Origin of the sequence: Nonomuraea sp. NPDC050394, assembly GCF_044459065.1 — a bacterium.
In the GTDB taxonomy this organism is placed as follows: domain Bacteria; phylum Actinomycetota; class Actinomycetes; order Streptosporangiales; family Streptosporangiaceae; genus Nonomuraea.
On the sequence record NZ_JBITIO010000026.1, the window covers coordinates 64,244 to 82,218 of the forward strand.

General features: G+C 69.5%; 21 protein-coding genes. 5 read left to right on the forward strand and 16 right to left on the reverse strand.

What is annotated here, in order from left to right:
• The first annotated feature begins 49 nt into the window (after positions 1 to 49).
• From ACIBKY_RS51965 to ACIBKY_RS51985, 5 genes are all read left to right on the forward strand, one after another.
• Positions 50 to 829 carry a DUF2637 domain-containing protein gene (locus tag ACIBKY_RS51965; RefSeq protein WP_397109587.1) on the forward strand — a complete coding sequence of 260 codons (780 nt, stop codon included), beginning with the start codon at positions 50 to 52 and terminating at the stop codon, positions 827 to 829.
• Positions 826 to 1,062 carry a hypothetical protein gene (locus ACIBKY_RS51970; RefSeq protein WP_397109589.1) on the forward strand — a complete coding sequence of 79 codons (237 nt, stop codon included), beginning with the start codon at positions 826 to 828 and terminating at the stop codon, positions 1,060 to 1,062. The genes ACIBKY_RS51965 and ACIBKY_RS51970 overlap by 4 nt, the downstream gene beginning before the upstream one ends.
• Positions 1,062 to 1,421 (forward strand): hypothetical protein, encoded by a 360-nt coding sequence (locus ACIBKY_RS51975; RefSeq protein ID WP_397109591.1) that lies wholly within the window; start codon positions 1,062 to 1,064, stop codon positions 1,419 to 1,421. The genes ACIBKY_RS51970 and ACIBKY_RS51975 overlap by 1 nt, the downstream gene beginning before the upstream one ends.
• Complete coding sequence (locus tag ACIBKY_RS51980) at positions 1,409 to 3,412, forward strand: hypothetical protein (RefSeq protein ID WP_397109593.1); 2,004 nt, start codon at positions 1,409 to 1,411, stop codon at positions 3,410 to 3,412. The genes ACIBKY_RS51975 and ACIBKY_RS51980 overlap by 13 nt, the downstream gene beginning before the upstream one ends.
• 378 nt (positions 3,413 to 3,790) lie before the next feature.
• Complete coding sequence (locus tag ACIBKY_RS51985; protein WP_397109595.1) at positions 3,791 to 4,351, forward strand: DUF4352 domain-containing protein; 561 nt, start codon at positions 3,791 to 3,793, stop codon at positions 4,349 to 4,351.
• Positions 4,352 to 4,589: 238 nt separating this feature from the next.
• On the opposite strand, the gene ACIBKY_RS51990 is transcribed toward ACIBKY_RS51985, so the two are convergent.
• The 16 genes from ACIBKY_RS51990 to ACIBKY_RS52065 form a co-directional block, all read right to left on the reverse strand.
• Positions 4,590 to 4,886, reverse strand: a complete 297-nt coding sequence (locus ACIBKY_RS51990) for a hypothetical protein (protein WP_397109596.1) — start codon at positions 4,884 to 4,886, stop codon at positions 4,590 to 4,592.
• 69 nt (positions 4,887 to 4,955) lie between these two features.
• Positions 4,956 to 5,279, reverse strand: coding sequence for a hypothetical protein (locus ACIBKY_RS51995; RefSeq protein WP_397109598.1), 324 nt, complete (start codon positions 5,277 to 5,279; stop codon positions 4,956 to 4,958).
• 11 nt (positions 5,280 to 5,290) lie between these two features.
• On the reverse strand, positions 5,291 to 5,671 hold the full coding sequence (locus ACIBKY_RS52000) for a hypothetical protein (RefSeq protein ID WP_397109600.1): 381 nt from the start codon (positions 5,669 to 5,671) through the stop codon (positions 5,291 to 5,293).
• A gap of 8 nt (positions 5,672 to 5,679) precedes the next feature.
• Positions 5,680 to 6,420 carry a peptidoglycan recognition family protein gene (locus ACIBKY_RS52005; protein WP_397109602.1) on the reverse strand — a complete coding sequence of 247 codons (741 nt, stop codon included), beginning with the start codon at positions 6,418 to 6,420 and terminating at the stop codon, positions 5,680 to 5,682.
• Between the two features lie 2 nt (positions 6,421 to 6,422).
• Positions 6,423 to 6,725, reverse strand: a complete 303-nt coding sequence (locus ACIBKY_RS52010) for a hypothetical protein (RefSeq protein WP_397109604.1) — start codon at positions 6,723 to 6,725, stop codon at positions 6,423 to 6,425.
• A gap of 27 nt (positions 6,726 to 6,752) precedes the next feature.
• A complete protein-coding gene (locus tag ACIBKY_RS52015; protein ID WP_397109606.1) occupies positions 6,753 to 8,258 on the reverse strand; it encodes a hypothetical protein in 1,506 nt (501 codons plus the stop codon).
• Between the two features lie 12 nt (positions 8,259 to 8,270).
• Complete coding sequence (locus ACIBKY_RS52020; protein WP_397109608.1) at positions 8,271 to 8,546, reverse strand: hypothetical protein; 276 nt, start codon at positions 8,544 to 8,546, stop codon at positions 8,271 to 8,273.
• Positions 8,543 to 10,363, reverse strand: a complete 1,821-nt coding sequence (locus ACIBKY_RS52025) for a hypothetical protein (protein ID WP_397109610.1) — start codon at positions 10,361 to 10,363, stop codon at positions 8,543 to 8,545. The genes ACIBKY_RS52020 and ACIBKY_RS52025 overlap by 4 nt, the downstream gene beginning before the upstream one ends.
• A gap of 12 nt (positions 10,364 to 10,375) precedes the next feature.
• Positions 10,376 to 12,232 (reverse strand): hypothetical protein, encoded by a 1,857-nt coding sequence (locus tag ACIBKY_RS52030; protein WP_397109612.1) that lies wholly within the window; start codon positions 12,230 to 12,232, stop codon positions 10,376 to 10,378.
• Positions 12,233 to 12,279: 47 nt separating this feature from the next.
• Positions 12,280 to 12,720: a hypothetical protein gene (locus ACIBKY_RS52035; RefSeq protein ID WP_397109614.1), complete on the reverse strand. Its 441-nt coding sequence runs from the start codon at positions 12,718 to 12,720 to the stop codon at positions 12,280 to 12,282.
• Positions 12,720 to 13,262, reverse strand: coding sequence for a hypothetical protein (locus ACIBKY_RS52040; protein WP_397109616.1), 543 nt, complete (start codon positions 13,260 to 13,262; stop codon positions 12,720 to 12,722). The genes ACIBKY_RS52035 and ACIBKY_RS52040 overlap by 1 nt, the downstream gene beginning before the upstream one ends.
• Positions 13,259 to 13,525 carry a hypothetical protein gene (locus ACIBKY_RS52045; RefSeq protein WP_397109618.1) on the reverse strand — a complete coding sequence of 89 codons (267 nt, stop codon included), beginning with the start codon at positions 13,523 to 13,525 and terminating at the stop codon, positions 13,259 to 13,261. Before ACIBKY_RS52045 ends, ACIBKY_RS52040 begins: the two co-directional genes overlap by 4 nt.
• Before the next feature lie 9 nt (positions 13,526 to 13,534).
• Entirely contained in the window at positions 13,535 to 16,399 is a 2,865-nt protein-coding gene (locus ACIBKY_RS52050; protein ID WP_397109620.1) for a hypothetical protein, read from the reverse strand.
• Between the two features lie 159 nt (positions 16,400 to 16,558).
• Positions 16,559 to 17,083, reverse strand: coding sequence for a hypothetical protein (locus ACIBKY_RS52055; RefSeq protein ID WP_397109621.1), 525 nt, complete (start codon positions 17,081 to 17,083; stop codon positions 16,559 to 16,561).
• A 2-nt stretch (positions 17,084 to 17,085) separates the two neighbouring features.
• Positions 17,086 to 17,544: a phage tail tube protein gene (locus ACIBKY_RS52060; protein WP_397109623.1), complete on the reverse strand. Its 459-nt coding sequence runs from the start codon at positions 17,542 to 17,544 to the stop codon at positions 17,086 to 17,088.
• Positions 17,541 to 17,948: a minor capsid protein gene (locus ACIBKY_RS52065; protein WP_397109664.1), complete on the reverse strand. Its 408-nt coding sequence runs from the start codon at positions 17,946 to 17,948 to the stop codon at positions 17,541 to 17,543. Before ACIBKY_RS52065 ends, ACIBKY_RS52060 begins: the two co-directional genes overlap by 4 nt.
• Positions 17,949 to 17,975: the final 27 nt, after the last annotated feature.

The following is a 17,975-nucleotide window of genomic DNA, read 5'->3' on the forward strand; positions in this document are numbered from 1 at the left end:
GGAGTCCCGAACCATGAACGACCCTAGATCCGTCCCAGGAGACACGCCAGTGGGACGCGTCCGCCGTATCGCCCGCCGCCTCCGCGCCCTCATCCCGCGCCGCCGCCCCCAGACCCCGCCAGCCGCCAAGGCTCGGCCACACGCCGGGACAGCAGCACGCGGCGGCGGCATCATCCGAGGCGTCGCGATCGTCGTCCTTCTTGGCGTGGCCGGCGCCGCCGCCTACGTCTCGTACCACCACTTCTACGGCCTCGCCATCGACCTGGGCGAGCGGCACGACATGGCGATCCTCTACCCGGCCATGTCCGACGGAGTGATCGTCATGGCGTCCCTGGTGATGGTCTACTGCTCTCGGCGCGATCTTCCTGTCCCGGCTCTCGCGTGGGTGGCGCTCGCGCTGGGTGCGGCCGTCACGTTGGTCGCGAACGTGGCGCACGGCTGGGACGGCGGCACCGGATCGCGCCTGCTCAGCGCCCTCGCGCCGGTGGCGTTCGTCGGCGCGTACGAGCTGCTGATGTGGCTCATCCGATCCGGCCAGGAAACCGCCGAGCCCGAGCCGGTCGAGCGGATCGTGTACCAGGACCGAGAGGTCACGGTGGAGGTGGTGCGCGAGGTGCGCCTCCTGCCGAAGGATCAGTACGAGGCGGCGCAGTGGGAGTACGAGGAGAGCCTCCTGCCAGGGCGGAGCCGCGCTGGTCGCCGGTCACTGGCGTCCCACTGGGGGATCAGTGAGCGTGCGGCGGAGCAAATCCAGGACGAGGTGGATGAGCGGCTTGCCGTGAGCGCCCCCGCGAACGGAACTCCGGTCGGTGCGGGGGTGGCTCCGTGACCCGCCGCCGTACCCGCCGCGACTCCTCGGCGCGCGAGCTGGTCGCCGCCGCGGCCGTCATGTTCGCGCTGGGTGCGTTCGCGCTGTGGATCGCCCGCTGGGAGGTCACGCCCGTGTGGCTCGCCGCGGGTATCGGCTTCGCGGCCGGGATCGTGGCCACGGTCGGGTGGCAGCGGTGGGTGGCGCGGGCCGCCTACCGGCTGGGTTACGTGAAGGTGAGGGGGCGTCACTGATGGCGAAGACGAGGAAGTCGCCGGGCGGGCTGGATGTGATCGAGTTCGATGGGTCCGAGTCCGTCGCGAAGTACGCGCTCGCGTCGCGGGACCACAACCGCGCCCTCTGCCAGGAGTACGAGGCCGCGGCGGATGACCTGTATGGCATCCTGCGCCAGTTCGGCGAGGGCCATTGGTGGGCGTTCGGCCACGACGTGAAGCGCCGCGCGGAGAGGGTCGTGAAGCGGCTGGAGCGCATGTCGGAGATGGCCGGTTGGGTCGCCACCGAGAGCGTGCTTCTCAACCTGGAGTATCGGCGCCAGTTCTCGGAGCTGGTGGAGCCGGAGAAGGACAAGCCGAAGCGCGAGTGGGCCTGGTGATGGCGCGCCGCGCCCCCTCAACCTCGGACGTCCCCGAGGCTCACGACACGAGCTGGGATCGGCTGTGGGCCCGGGAGGCGTCCCGCGTCATCGTCTATCTGCCGCCGTGGATGGGGCTCGGTCTGGTCTATGGGATCGGCTCGTTCTTCTGGGCGGTGCTCAGCCTCGATGATGATCCGCCAGACACGATCGCCTGGACGATGTTCCTCCTCTCTGTCTGCACCGTGGTGCTGGCCGGGGTGACGTGGTGGCAGTCGCACGCCCGCTCGATCGGCGGCCGGATCCACTCGGTGCTCACCACCGCCCTCGCCGGGCTGTGGGTGTGCGCCGCCACCATCAGCAGCCCCATCGCGGTCGGCACAGGCCGGCTGATGCTCATCTGCGGGACGACGGTCGCGCTCACCTGGAACATCCGCAGCATGCTGCGACGGAAGGGCGTCGACACGGCCGCCGTGGTCGCTGACCCGCTCAAGGCGCTCTTCGGCCAAGGCGCGGAGAAGGCCGGAATCACGGCCGAGGCCACCACCACGAAGACCGGTGAGCACAAGGTCGAGGGGAGCGTCCAGCTGGAGGAGGGCGAGGCGGTCGCCGAGGACCTGCAGAAGAGGGCGCCGTACATCGAGTCGGGCATGGGCCTGCCGCCGGGATCCATCACGGTCGCGGTCGACCCGGACGACGCCTCCAAGGCGAAGGTGACCATCTCGGATCCGCGCGTACTTCGCACGCGCATCCCGTGGCCCGGCGCGTCCCGGCCGGGCGGGAGCATCGCCGACCCGATCCGGATCGGGCTGTGGCAGGACCTCGATATGGTCGAGCTGGTCCTGTGCGGCTACCACTTGCAGATCATGGGCATGTCCGGGTCGGGGAAGAGCATCGGCGCGGCGTGGAACATCCTGAGCGAGCTGATGACTCGGCATGACGTGGCGATCTTCGCCGCCGACGTCACCAAGGCCGATCAGACACTCGGGCCGTTGGAGAATGGCCTGCACCGTGTCGAGTACGATCTCGCGGGCGCGCGGGCGATGCTGCGCCAGCTCTACCAGCAGGTGGCGGAGCGCACGGCGTGGCTGGCAGCCCAGGGCCTGCAGAAGTGGAAGCAGGGCTGCGGCCTCGCCTACTGGGTGATCTGGCTGGAAGAGGCGCCCGACATCCTGTCCAAGCTGCCGGACAAGGAGATGGAGGACTTCCTGTCCCTGGTGAAGGCGCTGCGCAGTGCAGGCGGCACCGTGGTGATGTCGCTGCAGCGCTCCGACTGGACCCAGATGCCGACGCTCGCGCGCGGCCAGCTCGCCAAAATGTGCCTCGGTGTGGAGTCCGCGGGGGACGCCAAGTTCGGGCTCAGCGCGGAGCAGCGCGAGCGCGGCGCGAAGCCCGAACAGTGGGCGCAGAAGCAGCCCGGCATGGCCTACCTCGACGCGCCCAGCATCCCCGACGAGCGCATCGCGATGGCGCTGCGCACCTGGGACTGGGGTGAGGACGACCAGGAAGCCAACCAGCGGATGCGAGAGCACGCGGCCGACTGGCCGGCGTCGCCGAAGGATGCCGACGAGTTCACGCGGATCGTGGCCGCGAACTTCGGCGCCGCAGCGTCCGGGCTCGACGGCGATCCTCCGGAGGAGACGGAGCCGCCCGTGGGCGACAAGGTGAAGACCGAGAACCCGAGCCCCGATCTGACGGCGGGGATGGACGACCCGATCGAGGCCGGCGACGACCGGAAGTTCCCGGCCGGGCCGCGGCCCAAGCTGCCGCCTGAGGAGGCGCGCGGGGTGCTGCTCGACCAGCTGGCCGTGTGGGTGCGGGAGGAGCGGCTGGAGTTCGCGACGAAGGACTTGCGGCCGGTGAAGGAGTTGACCGGTTACACCTCGCGCGGGTGGCTGAATGATCAGCTCAACCTGCTCGCCGACGACGGGGTGATCGAGCGGGACGACGAGCGACGCTGCTACCGGATCATCCGGCCGGATGTGCTGCTCGGTGAGCCCGCGGGGGTGTGAGGTGTCGCGACAGGGGCCGGGGTGGATCGCGAGGGAGGTACAGGTCGGGCTGCTCCGACAGCTGTCGCGACAGGCGGCGACACTCGCGGCGACAGCGTTCCGACACCTCGACAAGATCAAAAAGTGTCGCGCGCATATCCCACGCGCAGCCGTACGCGTGTCCACATCTGGCCATACCGGTCACGTATACAACGCCAACCACGTACGCGTCTGGAGCGTCCCAACGCTCACCCCTCGCGCGTCCTCAGGAGGCTCACCATGTCCCATCCGTACGGGCAGCAGCCCACCCACGCCAGCTCGCAGCAGGGGTACCCGCCACACAACGGATACGGCGGCCCGCCACCCCCACCGCGCCGTAAGAAGAGCAGCGCCCCGACCGTGCTGATCGTCCTCGCCGTGGTCGCCCTCGTCCTGTTCGGTGGCTGCGCCGTGCTCGTCGCCGCAGTCGGCGGCAGCGACCAGAAGCCGACGACCGCCAGCCAGGAGAACGCGGGCACCGGCGAGCAGGCGAGCGCGAAGCCGCCGAAGAAGGAGCCGAAGCCTGCGACCGCGGGCATCGGCGACGTGGTGAAGGACGGCAAGTTCTCGTTCAAGGTCACTCGACTGGAAAGGCGCGGCCAGGTCGGCGGCGAGTTCTTGAACAAGGACGCGCAAGGCGTGTTCCTGCTCGTGCACGTCACGGTGAAGAACATCGGCGACGAGGCCCAAGCCTTCAGCGGTTCTGCGCAGAAGCTCTTCGACGGCAAGGGCGCGGAGTACGAGGCCAGCTCGGAGGCGGCTATCTACCTCCAGGACTCCAAGAGCCTGTACGAGAAGATCAACCCCGGCAACAGCGTCCGTGGCGTGGTGCTTTTCGACATCCCGAAGACCGTCAAGCCTGCGGCGATCGAGCTGCACGACAGTATGTTTTCCGGCGGCGTGAAGGTCGACCTCTCCTGACCCGGGTGCACGCCGAAGACCTCTCGTTGCGGTAAGACCCTTGCACCTGCGCGCGGTTTGGGGTGTCCTAAATGTGGCGAGGGCTGGTCCGGCCGCCCGGGCGCGCAGAGACCGGCGGCCGGACACCAAGACGCGACGAAGAGCCCCCGCCCTCCCGAAGGAGAGCGGGGGCTCGAACGTCCCGAGGCACCCACAGCGTGAGCTGTACGGCCAAGGTACGCCTGCGGCTGACGGGTGGCTACATGCCGCGGAGATCGCGGTCAGAGTGCGCGCCCGGGTGGTAACCGGCAGCCACCTGGCCGCGGCTGTACGACGGGGCCGCGCGCCAGCCGAGCAGCACACCGGCGGCCGGCCACACCGATTCCAGCAGGCGGGCGAGCGTGTAGTAGCCGGACACGAGCAGGGAGCCGACGGCGAGGGTTCCGGCCTCGACGGGCAGCTCGATGCCGAACCCGGCGAGCCAGGCGGCGAGGGTGGGGATCCAGGCGGCGACGTTGGTGCGCAGCCAGGAGACGATCCAGTCGGACAGGGACATGTGCCTCTCCTCCTTGGAGACGACGAAGCCCCGGCCAGCAGGCTCGGGGCGAGGGTTGAGCGTGGCGGATCAGACGCGGGGCGGCCAGGCCCAGTGGGACGCGCCTTCGCCCTCGGAGCGCGAGGTGGCCCAGTAGGTGTCGTTGCCGTCCAGGAACACCTGAAGGTTGGCCGAGCTGGTGAAGACGCGCACGATCATCGCCGGGAATGTCAGGCCCGCGACTACGGGGTTGCCGACGTGGGCCTGGTGGCCGGTCGCGCCGGGCTGACCGGGCTCGTGCGGGTGAGCGTGGCTGCGCTGGAAGGCGTCGAAGTCCTCGCGGCGGCGGTTGATGGCCTGGGCGTCCTGCTCGGAGAGCGTGTAGTGGACGATGCGGCCGATGCTCGGGGTCACGAAGGTGCCTCTCAGGAGGTGGGGGTGGGCGTCGGGCTGGGGGTGGCCTTGGTGCACGCGTAGCGCGGCAGCCCGGCCGCGTTGCTGCCGTTGGGCCTGCAGGTGGCGATGTCGCCTCCGAGGCTGATCTCGAAGCCCCGAAGGGGCTTGACGAGGGCGTCGACGCCGGACCGGCTGTAGAGGGTGATCTTGCGCTCGGTGCTCTTGCACGAGCCGGACACCGACTTCGTGAGGGCGTTGCGCTCCAGGACGCGCAGGTAGCCGGTGGCCTTGCTGACGCAGCCGCCGTAGCTCTTGGCGGGCTCGGTCCAGGCCGTCGCGGCGACCGCGCCGGCGCCTCCGCCGACGAGCACCAGGGCGCTGGCGGCGAGGATGGCGAGGGTCTTCTTCACGGGTGCTCCTAGGAGTTGAGGATCTTCCAACACTCGGCGGTCCAGACGGGACCGGAACCGAGCTTGTGCTTGGCCTTGAAGCCCGCGACCAGGGCCATCAGGTCCGGGTCCTCGTCGCTGTAGAGCGGTGAGGTCTGGTCTGCGGTGCCCAGCGCGCGCCGGATAGTGACGACGTGCTCGGACCGGTCCCCAGGGCGCAGCTCGGGCAGCCGCACCGGAGCCGGGCTGGCGGTTGTGGGCCGGGGTGCGCCTCGGCGGATCCAGCCGTAGAGCCGGTCACCCGGGCAGCTCGTGGCGTAGCCGTCGCGGTGGCCCTTGATCTCCCGCCCGGCGCCACCGTGCGCACGCAGGTAGTCGACGGCGTCGAGGATCGCGTGCAGGAGGTCGTCGTTCGGGACGGTGAAGCCCGAGGAGCCGACGAAGGCGAGGACCGCGTAGTGGCCCGAGTTGAGCCCGGCCCCGTTGGCAGCGGGCAGAATCCCGGCGCCCCGGCCGACCAGCACGCGCCGGTGGGGACACGCTCCGAAGTTGTAGCCAATGTCGCTGTAGGGCTGCTCGCGGCCCCCGGCCATGTGCATGCGCTGGATGGAGAGCATCAGCTGAAGGCATTCGCGGTGGTCGTCCACGATGCGGGGATCGACCCAGCCGCCGGTGTAGTGCACCTTCACCCCGCGAGTGGAGGCGATGCGGTCGAGGCGGCGGGTGGCGGATTTCGCGCCCCATCCGGCGCGGGAGATGAGCTGGCCCACGGTCAGCCTCCGATCCCGTTCTTGAGGGCGACGTTGAGGATGCCGACGACGATCGCGAGCCCGGCGGCCAGGAGCGCGGAGACGACCATGCGCCGGTCGGCCGCCCGCCGGTCCCGCTCCTGCTTGAGGTCCTCGCGCAGCTGGCCCATGTCCTCCAGCAGCGCGGTCCGGTGAGCCTCGTACAGATCTCGGGTGATCATCAGGGTGATGCTGGTGGCCAGGCTCGCGAAGCGGTCGTTGGTCGTCCGCTCGAAGCGTTCCAAGGTCCGGGCGACCTCGCCGAGGGTGGGATCTTCAGCGGACATGCTCAACACAACTCCCAGGGTTGAGGGTTAGGACACTCCGGCGAGGAGGGCGAACGTCGTCTCGGTGCCGCCGGCGGAAGGGTCGAAGCTTGCGGGGAGCGAGGTCTGGCCGGAGATGTAGAGCGCCCGGCGCTTGACCGTGCCGACGGCGGGCCGACAGAACCAGACGACCTGGTTGTCGTTCGCGCTGGACGGGTGTGGGAGGACGCAGCCGGTGATACCCCGAGCCAGCGCGGCGACGTACACGTAGCGGTCGGAGGCCTGCGCGGCGATCGGGCCGCCGACGAGGGCGGCGCCGCGCCAACCGGAGCCGGTCCACAGCGTCGGAGCGTCGGCGGTCGCCGCGACCAGGGTGCCGGTGTCGTCGTAGATGGCGATCTGGTTGTTGGGGGTGCTCGCGTCATGCGTGCCCGCGGTGCGGACGGCGACCCACACGTTGGTGATGGCGGCGCCTGCGGGGATGAGGACGCGGGTGAGCATCACGGTGTTGACGCCGAACGAGCTGTTGTTCATGAACGCCATCGGGTCGCCGGTCATCGCCAGGAGCCCGTACGCGCTGGCCGGGTAGACGTCTTTCGGCGGGTGGATGTGGCTGAGCGTGGCGTAGGCGGCGTTGCCCTCGCTGGCCGTCAGATACCCGGGGTGCGGGTCTCCGGCCGCCTCGTGCGCGGTCACAGCCGCGCTGGCCGTACCGGATGGCTCGTAGACGCCTGCGTGGTTGTGGCCGAGCGCAGAGTATGCGGCGTCCCCCTCGGCGCCGGTGAGGTAGACCGGGTGGGGGTTGCCCGCGCCCTCATGCGTGGAGACGAGTCCGGCGGCGTGCGCCCGGTCGCCGTGCGGATCAGCCGCCCCGGTGTGGGTGGCCACCTTGGCCGCGGATCCGGAGGTGGTCTCCAGCGCGGACGTGTCGGCGATGCCATGCACCGCGGTGGTGTCGGCCTCATGCACGGTCACTGCGGCGGCGGCCGTACCGGCCGGGTCAGCGCCGATGTCGGCGGAGTCGAGTTCCACGTCGCCGGTGAACCCGTTGACGGAGGAGACCGCGCCCCCGCCTCCACCTCCGCCGGCCCCGCCGTTGGAGAGCACGAAGCCGCGCGTGGCGGCCTCCAGTTCCTCATCCGGCGCCCCGGCCAGCGTGAGCGGACCGGTCAGCGTGCCGCCCGAGAGCGGCAGGTAGCCGACCAGCTGCTCGGGGGCGACCGCCCCGGGCAGGGTGACGACGAGGTCACCGGCCCAGTGCGTACCGCTGGCCGGGACGGACAGGTAGGACGTCGCGGATGCGCCGGTGGATACCCGTTCGACGAGCCGGTACAGCGTGTCGCCCGTCGAGCTGGTGATGTCCGCGCTCGGGGTGAGCGTGGCCGACCACTCGCCGTCCTCGGAGACGGCAGGGTAGACGTGGCCGAGGACTTCGACGTCCCCGGTGAGGCCGGTAGTCGGCCGCCCGGCCAGGTCCACGAGTGTGATTTCTACGGAGGCGCCGCGGGCGGGGACTCCGGCCGGGGTGTGGATGGTGCCGTGGACGGTCGTCATCGCGGCCTCCGTTCAGCTGTCGATGATGGGGCCGCCGCGCAGGCTGATCAGCAGTTCCTTCAGGTCAAAAAACAACGCGGCGATGCCGGTGGACTGCGCCTGCGCGTACGCCTGGTTGTAGGAGGCCGGTGCGTCACTCAGATCGAAGTCCGTCTGCGACACCGCGGCGCCCCTCGGGAAGTCGATCTGCAGGCCGGGCCGCACCCGCTGGGCGGCTTCCAGCTTCTGCAGGCGCCGTTCCATATCGCGCAGGATGCGTTCCAGGTCGGCCCCGTACTGGTCGGTCACGGCACCTCCACAGATTCGAGGGTGAGGGTGACTTCTTCGCGGCCTCGGCCTTTGCCGGTGGGCCGGACTTCGATGCCGATGATGCGCTCGGAGATGTCGAGGCCGGCGCCGCCGTTCTCGCGCTCATGCCACACGTCGGTGATCAGCAACCTCGCGTAGTCGCCCAGCGAGTTCATGGTGAGCGTCGACTTGCGGGAGGGCAGGACGGTGACGGTGCGCACCCACAGGGCGCCGCCTGCCACGGATGCGTAGTAGGTGGCGAGCGTGTCGAGCTCGTCCTGGTCGAGTGACTGGGTGGGGTGGTCGACGAGGTGGTCGATGCGGGGCCAGCCCGCGGCCCGGTGCGGGGTGGTGACGAGCTCGGACATGAGCGGCGTGGCCGTCTCTTGGGCCTCGACCTGCGGGGTGCCGCCGCGGACCTGCCAGTCTGTACCGCCGCGGAGGGCGTCCATGTCGAGGCCGTAGGAGTCGATGTCGCCACCGTTCGGCGACGTGGAGAACACGTGCTGGATGCTGGTGCTGATCTTGGGTGCGCCCCACACCCACGTCGAGACGACGTCGCCGGACTCGTCGACGGTCTCATTCAGCGTGTATTCGAAACCGTTCCCGGTCTTGGAGAACTCGGCCACGACCCGGCCGTAGGAGGTGGCGTCGGCCGCTTTGATCAGCAGCGGGCGGACCTCGCCGGTTCCGCCCTCCTGGTAGACGATGCCGAGATCTCCGCCGAGCTTGGTGAGCCCGTGGGCGAGCACGAACCTTGCGTTGTCGATCTGCTCGTCATCGCTGCCGTCGAGGGTCTCGGTGACGCGCAACGAGAACCAGACCGCGTCCAAGGTGCTGGCGCGCAGCTCGATCGCGATCTTCCCGTCCTGGCCGCGTGACAGGCGGGCGCCGGTCAGCCAGTAGCGGCCGCGCAGCTCGCCGTCCCGCCACACGCGGATCTGGACCCGGCCGGGGCCGGTCGTCAGATCGCTCTTGAGTTTGGGGATGATCCGCCGTACCGCGGCCGCGACCCTCGTGTTCGGGATGGGGAGCGAGCAGGAGAAGCGGCCGGGCTCGCGGATGCGCTTGGAGTAGACGGGGTCGCGCGGGTACAGGTCGTCGATGTATTCGCCGGTCAGCAGGTCGTGCGCGGTGTAGCGGTAGAGGGCGCGGCCTTTGACCGCGTAGGCGGGCACCGGGGGCGGCTCCGGGGTGTAGTCGCCCGGGGCGACGATGAGCGTCCACGCCTCCCACGCCGCGACGACGGCCAGGCCGGGATCGATGTGGCGGACAGGCAGGGCGGCGCTGGAGAGCGACGTGCGCGCGCCCAGAAATACTGAGGTGCTCGCCCCGTCGTGGGCCTGCGCCTCGACCGTCATGCCCTCCGGGGCGAACGTGATGGGCACGATGGGGTTGCCCGCGACGCAGTAGCGCACCTCGACGCCCGCGGCCACCCCCGGCGAGGCGGCCGGGCACGGGACCCCGGCCTCGGGGGCGATGCCGCCGGAGTCGACGACGGCCAGGATGCCGGACAGGGTGGCGCCGCGCAGGTGCAGCAGCCCGACGAGGCCACGGTCGCCGTCGCCCAGCTCGACGCTGTAGCTGCTCGGGTTGTCCGGGCCGGCGACGGTCCCGTACAGGCGGGTGCCCTCGAACTCGGCCTGCTGCGTCCACGGGGCGCCGCCGGTGATGTCGACGTCGGCCAGATCACCGTTGGTGGTGATGAAGGCGTACAGGGTGTCGCCGGCCATCACCCCGGCCGGGGCGTCGACGAGGTCGAACGGCCCCGTGACAGGGGTAACGGTCCCGGCGCGCGGTGCGGCAGTTCCGGGCACGAGTCCACCCCCTTAGCTGATGGCGTGGCGCCAGAACGTCTCCATACCGGCGCTGCCGCCGGTATCTGCGGTGTAGAGCAGTTCGTTGGCGCCGGGGTCGAACACGAAGTCCTTGACCGAGGTGGAACCCTGCACGAGGTCGTGGAGGTGATCCGTCTCGCCGATGAAGACCCTGCCGTCTGTCACCTCGACGACCAGGGTTTGTCCCTCGGCGATGACGGTGTCGAAGGCGATCACCCGGTCGTTGGTCAGGTTCTCGACCTGGACGCCGGTGGCCGGGCCGGGGAAGCGCAGCTCTCCGGGGGTGGCGTCGTTGCCGTCGTTGAGGATGCTGGTCTGCACGTCCTTGGCGATGGTGAGCGAGGAGCGGACTGGGTCATACCGGCGCGGGTCGGAGGCCGTCCATTGGAGGCCGCCGTGCATCAGGCCGAGCCGTGCGCGGCGGTCGATCGGGCCGGGCTTGCGGTCGGACAGGAAGGCGCGGACGAGCCGGGGTTGGATGTCGTCGAAGTCCCAGATGACCAGCCAGTCCTCATCCTCGGTCTGGGCGGGGCCGGTGGCCATGATGAGGTCGTGTACGGCCTGGCCGATCTGGTCGCGCGGGGCTTTGATGAGCATGCCCCAGTTGATGACGCGTTCGCCGCTGTACGGCTGGCCCGGGTAGGAGCCTGAGCTGTCGGGCCGGTCGACGTTGCCGCTGATCCACGGTGCGCTGTCGATCCACCCGGTCAGCTCCTGCCAGGAGTACGGAGTCAGGCTGCCGAGCAGGAAGCCGTTCCACTCGATCTGACCCGGCTGCGTGATCGCGTCGCCGGGCAGGACCGGGACCGTCGCCATGATCGCGGGGACGGCGGCGGCCACCGCGACCGGGGACAGGGTGACGTGCGCGTCTGCCTGGATGGTGGGCGCGTACAGCTGGAGGACGGCCGCGATGGTGGCGAGGGTGGCGTTGGAGCTGACAGCCAGCTGCGGGGCCGGGACGTCTGCGGTCGCGGCGATGGTGGCGGGTTCGACGACCTCGGTGTTCTCCGTCGTCACCGACGGATCCGGCACGCTGGTGATGACCGGGACGGTGTCCGGGTGGGTGGTGGACCCTGCCGAGATGGCCGCGTCCGGCACCGTCGTAGTCGTGGCGGTGGTGGCCGGGACCGGGGAGGCGGACGCGGTGGCGACGACGCCTGGCACCGTGGCGGCTGTCGCGACCGTGGTCGTCTCAACCGAGGCGTCTGTGGATGCGGGTTTGATCTCCAGCGCCGCCCACGTCCAGTCGGCGGGGTCGGTCCCGGTCGCATCCGCACTGAACGACACCGCCGAGCCGCTGGTGGGGGTGTTGGCGGCCTTGCGGATGGCGATGCCGTAGAAGTCGCCGAACGCGTGGGTGGCGGTGAACGGGAACCCGTTGTCGCCGCCGGCCACGGTCACCGCGCCGAGGCTGTTGTCCTCGACGGCGACGAAGAACCCGCGCGAACCCGCCACGCTGGAGGTGTAGCCGGTGACGGACAGGGTGTTGGCGGTGGAGGCGTTGTTGCCGCTGTTCCCGATCGGGCTGGCATGCTGGCCGGTGACGGCGTCCACCTTGATCGCGCCCGCCACCACGCCGAGCGAGCTCGTGATGGTCAGCGTGACGGTCATCGCGCCGGAGCCGGTGACCGGAGCCGTCCAGATCTCCACCCACGGCCCATCGACGCTCCGCTCGACACGCCGGGTCCAGGTGAGGCCGCCGCCGGACACTACGGGGGCGTCCGCCGAGAGGGCGGCCACCATCGCCACCAGCAACCCGCTGGCCGGGCGGGTGAAACTCGCGGTGGTCACCGTGGTGCTGTCGTCGTCGGCCACCGCCGGAGACGCGCCATCGATTGCGATCGCCACTGCCCACCTCCTCGTCTACGGGTGAGTGGGCGGGCGGGGCGCGGAACCTACGACGGGGTCAGGTCGAACGTCACGAGCCCGTTGCTGTGCGGGGTGACGAGCAGCGTCCCGTCCGAGGTGTTGTAGGGCGAGACCAGGTCGACGCCGAACATGAGCGGGTCACCGCTGACCCCCTCGGCGAAGAAGTCGATGAACCGCACGCCGCTGAGCGTTGAGCCGGTCCACTGGAAGGCGTTCGAGCTGAACTTGCTCACTCCTGCGCCGGGCCGGGTGAAGGCGGTGTTGGTCACCACGACGCCCTTCGCCGTGTAGCCGGTGCCGCTGATCTCGTTCGTCGCGCTGTAGGCGGTGTTGGCGTTGTAGTCGACCGCGCCCGCCTTGGTGGCGTTGTAGAGGGCGGCCTGGTGGTCCTCGGCGTCCCAGACGAGGCCCAGCGCGGTCGCGTCCAAAATGTCTTCGAACGTCGGCAGGTACACACCGGATGCCATCAGCTGTCCTTCCTGGCAGTGGCGCGGGTGCGCGACGTCACGGTGATCGAGGGGGCGGTCACGTCCGCGCTGCCGGGCGGCAGATCCGGCGGCACCGGATCACCGACCACCACCCCGCCGAGCGCCGCCAACTGCTGCCGGAGCGGTACGGCGAGCGCGGTCAGCGCCTCCAGCTCGGCGTGGGCGGCGACGAGCGTGAGCTCCACCTCGGCGCGGGCCTGCGGATCCTCCCGGGCGTCGTTCTTGCCGGTCTTGACCAGCATCGGCCCTGCGAGGATCTCCTCCAGGCGGGGAATCGTGCGGGTCTGGAGTTTGTCGATCTCGGCCTCGCGCCGCAGCCAGGTGCGTGTCTCCTCCATGCGGGTGGCGGCCTCGACCTTGGCGGCCTTCGCGGCGCGGATCGCTTCCGGGTCGCCGCCCTCGACGGCTTCCCAATGTGCCTCCTTCGCCGCGTACAGCGCTTCCTCGATGGGTTCCAGCGCGTCTTCCAGGGCGCGCACCGCCTGCCGGGCCTTCTGGCCGTGACGGACGATCCTCTTCATCCTCGGTACTCCTTGCTGATCGTGACGCCCGTCCACGGGTTGAAGTTGAGGTGGGGCAGGACGACGCGCGCGTCCTGCCCCGTCCAGCGCAGGCGGATCTTGTTGCCGTGGTGGTCCGTGGTGACCTTGATCCAGTGGCCGGTCACGATGTCCCGGTACTCGCGGACGACCGGCCGGATCTGGTGTGACCAGCCGCGCGGCCGGGCCGCGACCGACCGGAGCCGCCGTAGGTCGGCCTCGCTGTACCCCTGCAGCTCACTCACGCTGACCTCCTAGACGAGCCCCTGGGCCATGACGTTGAAACCGATGTCGCTGCCGATCCGGTAGGTGTCGGCCAGCTCCGGGAAGTTCGCCCCGGCCATGTTGACGTTGACCGTCACCCCGGACGCGGGCGGCGGACCCTGGGAGACGCCGTCCAGGCCAGTACCAGCCGACCCACCGACACGGCCGCCCGCCGTCGCGACGGACGCGTCCACGGGCCCGCCGGGCTGCATCCCCGACACCATGCGGCCGAGACTCCCGGCCGCCTGAGTGGCGATCTGGGTGGCGACGCCGGTGATCGCGGAAATCGCCTGCGGCCCACCGGCGGTGATGCCGAGGGCGAGGCCGGCCATGGTGTCGAGGCCGACGTCGGCCATCACCTGCGACGGCGACTTGATCTTGAGCTCGCGCTTGATCGCCGACACCAGAGCCTTGACGATCTTCGTCATCTCGGCGTCGATCTTCTTCAGCGAATCCTGGAGGCCCTTCAGATAGCCGTCCCCGGCCTTTTTGCCCACGTCGTACAGGGCGTCCGCGCCGCTCTTCCCGAGCTGCTTCGACATGTTGTCGATCTGCTTTTGCGCTCGGTTGATCGCCTTGATCTCCGACCCGTCCGCGCCGACCAACATCTCCGCCAGAGACCCGCCGCCCTCGACACCCGCGTCAATGATCTGCTTCAACGTGGTCTTGTTCAGGCCGCGCTCGGCCAAGCGCTTGATGTCGTTGGCGAAGTCCTTGATCTGCTGGGCCCTCGATTTCAACGCTCCGGAGAAGTCGCCGCTGTTGAGCTCCTCCTCGGACAGGCCCGTGATCGACGCCCACTCGGCCGCGTCGCCGGCAACCTGCTTGGCGTACTCCTTCGCCTCCGCCAGCCGCTTCACCAACGCCTCGCGCTGATCGGCCAGCTTGGCCAGCGAGTCGTTCCCCTTGGTCACGAACGCGAGCAGGTGGTCCTTCGTCTCCGGCATCGACGCGAAGGCGGCCTTGATCTGATCGACCATCCGCTTGACGGTGTCGACGGCCCGGCCTTCTTCCGAGGTCAGGCCCTGGATCAAGCCCTCTACGGTCCAGCGGCCGATCTCTGCGAAGACCCGGCTCGGGGAGCTGATGCCGAGGAGGTTCTTGGCCCCGTCGACGGCGGACTTGACCACGCCCTTGGCCGCATCCACAGCCTGTGACGCCGTCGCCTTGATGCCGTTGACCAGGCCATTGATGAGATCACGGCCCGCTTGGACGAGCAGAGCGCCCAGGTTGCCCAACCCTGCTTTGATCTTGTCGGGGATCGACTTGACGTAGGTGACCGCCAGCTTGACGGCGTCGGAGATGGTCTTGGTGACCTTGGACCAGCTGAGGTTGGTGATGCCGGTGACGTACTCCCAGGCGGCCAGCATCTGATTGCCAATGGACTTGACCGCACCGACGAGGATGGATTCGACGATCTTCCAGAGGCCATCCCAGATCTTCTCCAGACCCTTGGCGGCCCGGTCCCAGTCGCCGGTGAAGAGGCCGATGGCGGTTTCGAGGATGCCGCCGATGGTCTGCCAGAGGCCATTCCAGATGCCGAGGAAGGTGTCGACCAGATTGGCGAGCTGGTCGAGGATGTCGTCGCCGAACTCGTCCCACAGCAGCGAGATCAACTCGACGGCGGAGGAGATCGCGTCGGACGCGGTCTTCCACCCGGATTCGAGGGAAGCACCCCACTCCGAGATCTTGCCCTGGTTGTCGCCGATCCACTGCTGGACGGTGGCGAAGACGTCGCCGAAGAACGCCTTGACCTGGGCGACGATCTCGCCCACGCGGGCGGCCCAGGCCCCCAGGGTGGTGCCGGAGTCGTTCCACGCGGCCTTGAACTCCTCGATCTTGACGAGGCCCCAGGCGATGAAGTTGAAGAATCCGGAGACCGCGCCGCCCAGCGTGTTCAGGAAGAACTCGGCGACCGGCATGCCGCGCTCGACGATGCCGGGCAACTTGTCGATCAGGTTGTCGATGACGTCGAGCGCGACATCGAAAGCCTTCGTGATCAGGGGGGCGCTCTTGCGGAAGACCTCGGCGAGCATGTCGCCGAGCGGGAGGATCTTGCCCTGGAGCCGCTCCAGCCCGTCGAGGATTGGGCCGCGCAGCGGGGCTGCGGCCTTCTGGAAGACTTCCAGTGCCGACTTGCCGAGGTCGGTGAGCTCTTTCTTGACCTCCTTGTTGGCGGCCAGGAAGGCGCCCAGCCCCACCACTCCGAGGGTGAGAGCGCCGCCGATCGCGGCGACAGCCGCAGCCGTGGCCAGCGCCGCCACGCCGAGCCCGACGACTGCGACGGTGGCGAACTTGGAGACGCCGAGCACCCCGGCGACCCCCGCTTGGGCTACGTCGAACGCGCTGCCGAGCGAGCTCGTGATCCTGGAGCCGTTGCGCTCGGCCCCGTCGCCGAGACCGTCGAAGAGGTTCTTGCCCTCGGCCACGAACCTGCCGCGCCCGTCACGCAGCCTGCCATCCGCGCCGCGCACGAACGCGTCACCCGCCCGCTCGCCCGCAACGCCTGCGACGTCCTCGGCTGCGGCCAGCGCGTCGCCAAGCTCGTCCGTGAGCGCCATCCCAGTGCGCCGGCCGCCCCTGCGGGCTTCCCTCTCCGTCGCCTTGAGAGCGTCCTCGACGCCGTCGACGAGCTGGGCGAGATCGGCCAGGGCCTCGTCTGGGTCCATGCCGTCGCCGATGGCGTCGGCCACCCGGGCGAACGCTGAGGCGACTGTGGACTCGATCGAGCCGCTGGTCGAGCTGACCGCGGAGTCGAGTCGGTGGAACTTCCGCTCGACGCTGTCGATGCTGCGGTGGAATGGCCTGTCCTCCACGTCGATGTAGCCGACGAGCTCGCCCACGGTCATGCTCACGAGAGGTCACCGCCTCTCGCGCAGGTCAGAGCGTGTTCAGGTAGGCCTGGGCCTGTTCACCGCGGAGCTCCAGGGGCGCGTTGGCGGTGACGAGGCGGTAGATCGAGTCCTTGGAGAGGCCGACGACGAGGGCGGCGAACTCGCGGCGGGTGAGCTGGCCTATCTGCCGCGGCGTGAGGTGGTATTCGCGCCGGAAGTCCGCTTCGATGAGCGTCCAGTACTTCCGGATCCGCCGCTCTTCCGGGTCGAGCTCTTCGCTTTTCCCTGCTGCTTGTCCCTGACCATCTCGTACGCTTCCCGGAAGGTCATCTCACGGCCCTTGCCGTTCGCCATCCCCCAGGCGAGGACGACTTCGAACTCCCGGGAGGTCATCCCGGCCTCGATCCACGCGTCGAGCACGTCGGCGCCGAACAACTCGGCGAGGAGCTCTTTGAACGTCTCCTCGGAACCGGATTCGCGCATCTGGTCGGTCTTGCGCTCGAACAGCAACGGCAGGTCGTAGGGCACTGTGACGGTGATGCCACGGATGACCTGGGTTGGCGGGCCCTTGCGCTCGGCAGCTTCTTCGCGTTGGACCTCGGCCCAGAAGTCGTCGAACGCCTGGTGCTCGTCCGCTTCGGCCACCGCCTGGTCAATGGCTTGATGCAGGTCGGCGTTGGGGTCGATCGGCTCGGAGTTCGACATGGTCAGGCCACCGCCGCCAGGGTGGTCTTGCCCGACTTCGTGATCGTGGCCGCCCACGCGGACACCGGATTGGTCTCGCCGCCGGTCTCACCCACGCTGAAGGTCGCGCTCCAGATCTTCCACTGGGAGTCCATCGGGTGCCGGAAGCGGACACGGCCGATGGAGTCGAAGCCGACCTTGTCTTCTCCGGCCATCTGCTCGACGCGGCCGCGGCCTGGCTGGAGGGCGCCGGTGAGGTGGTCCTTGAGCTCGTCGCCGGCGAGGGCCATCGAGGCGCCACGCTGCATGATCCACTGCTCGTAGGAGCCGTCCGAGTCGTAGTTGGTGAGGTCGGCGGTCTCCTCGTTCTCGGCCCGGTTGATGGTGACGTTCTTGAGGTTCTCGACGCGGAGCCACGTGTCCGGCGTCGGAGACTCGACTTCGAGGATGATGTCCCGCGCGGGGATCTGGACTGCGGTCACGGGTTCTCCCTGTGCGTGCTGAGCCGAGAGATCTCGGCGCGGAAGTTGATGACGTACTCGTCGCGTTTGTTGGCGTCCTGGCCGATGTAGACGGGGCCGCCGTTGAGGGCGACGAGCTGGGACAGCCAGGTGCCGCCCGCGAGCGTGATCCCGGCCAGGCCGTTGAGCCGGTCGTAGATGAGCTCGGCGTCGCGTTCGGCGATCCGGGGGTCGGCGGCCGGGCCGCGGCACCGGAACTGGACCCTGACCTCGTCGTAGTTGTCGGCCAGCCGCGACTCGGCGCCGCCGTACCGGGCCAGGACCACGCAACGATCCGGGGTCGCGGGCATCTTCGGCGAGAAGGCCGGGCCGAGGTCGAGGTCGAGCTGGCCGAGCAGCGCGAGCAGCTCCTCCAGGAGCGTCATCAGCACCACCGCCCCTGCGACACTGGA

Coding starts and splice junctions, on each gene's coding strand:
- ACIBKY_RS52015 (WP_397109606.1), bottom strand. CDS start 8,258: ATGACGACCGTCCACGGCACCATCCACACCCCGGCCGGAGTCCCCGCC.
- ACIBKY_RS52065 (WP_397109664.1), bottom strand. CDS start 17,948: ATGACGCTCCTGGAGGAGCTGCTCGCGCTGCTCGGCCAGCTCGACCTC.
- ACIBKY_RS51975 (WP_397109591.1), top strand. CDS start 1,062: ATGGCGAAGACGAGGAAGTCGCCGGGCGGGCTGGATGTGATCGAGTTC.
- ACIBKY_RS51990 (WP_397109596.1), bottom strand. CDS start 4,886: ATGTCCCTGTCCGACTGGATCGTCTCCTGGCTGCGCACCAACGTCGCC.
- ACIBKY_RS52010 (WP_397109604.1), bottom strand. CDS start 6,725: ATGTCCGCTGAAGATCCCACCCTCGGCGAGGTCGCCCGGACCTTGGAA.
- ACIBKY_RS52055 (WP_397109621.1), bottom strand. CDS start 17,083: ATGTCGAACTCCGAGCCGATCGACCCCAACGCCGACCTGCATCAAGCC.
- ACIBKY_RS52035 (WP_397109614.1), bottom strand. CDS start 12,720: ATGGCATCCGGTGTGTACCTGCCGACGTTCGAAGACATTTTGGACGCG.
- ACIBKY_RS52040 (WP_397109616.1), bottom strand. CDS start 13,262: ATGAAGAGGATCGTCCGTCACGGCCAGAAGGCCCGGCAGGCGGTGCGC.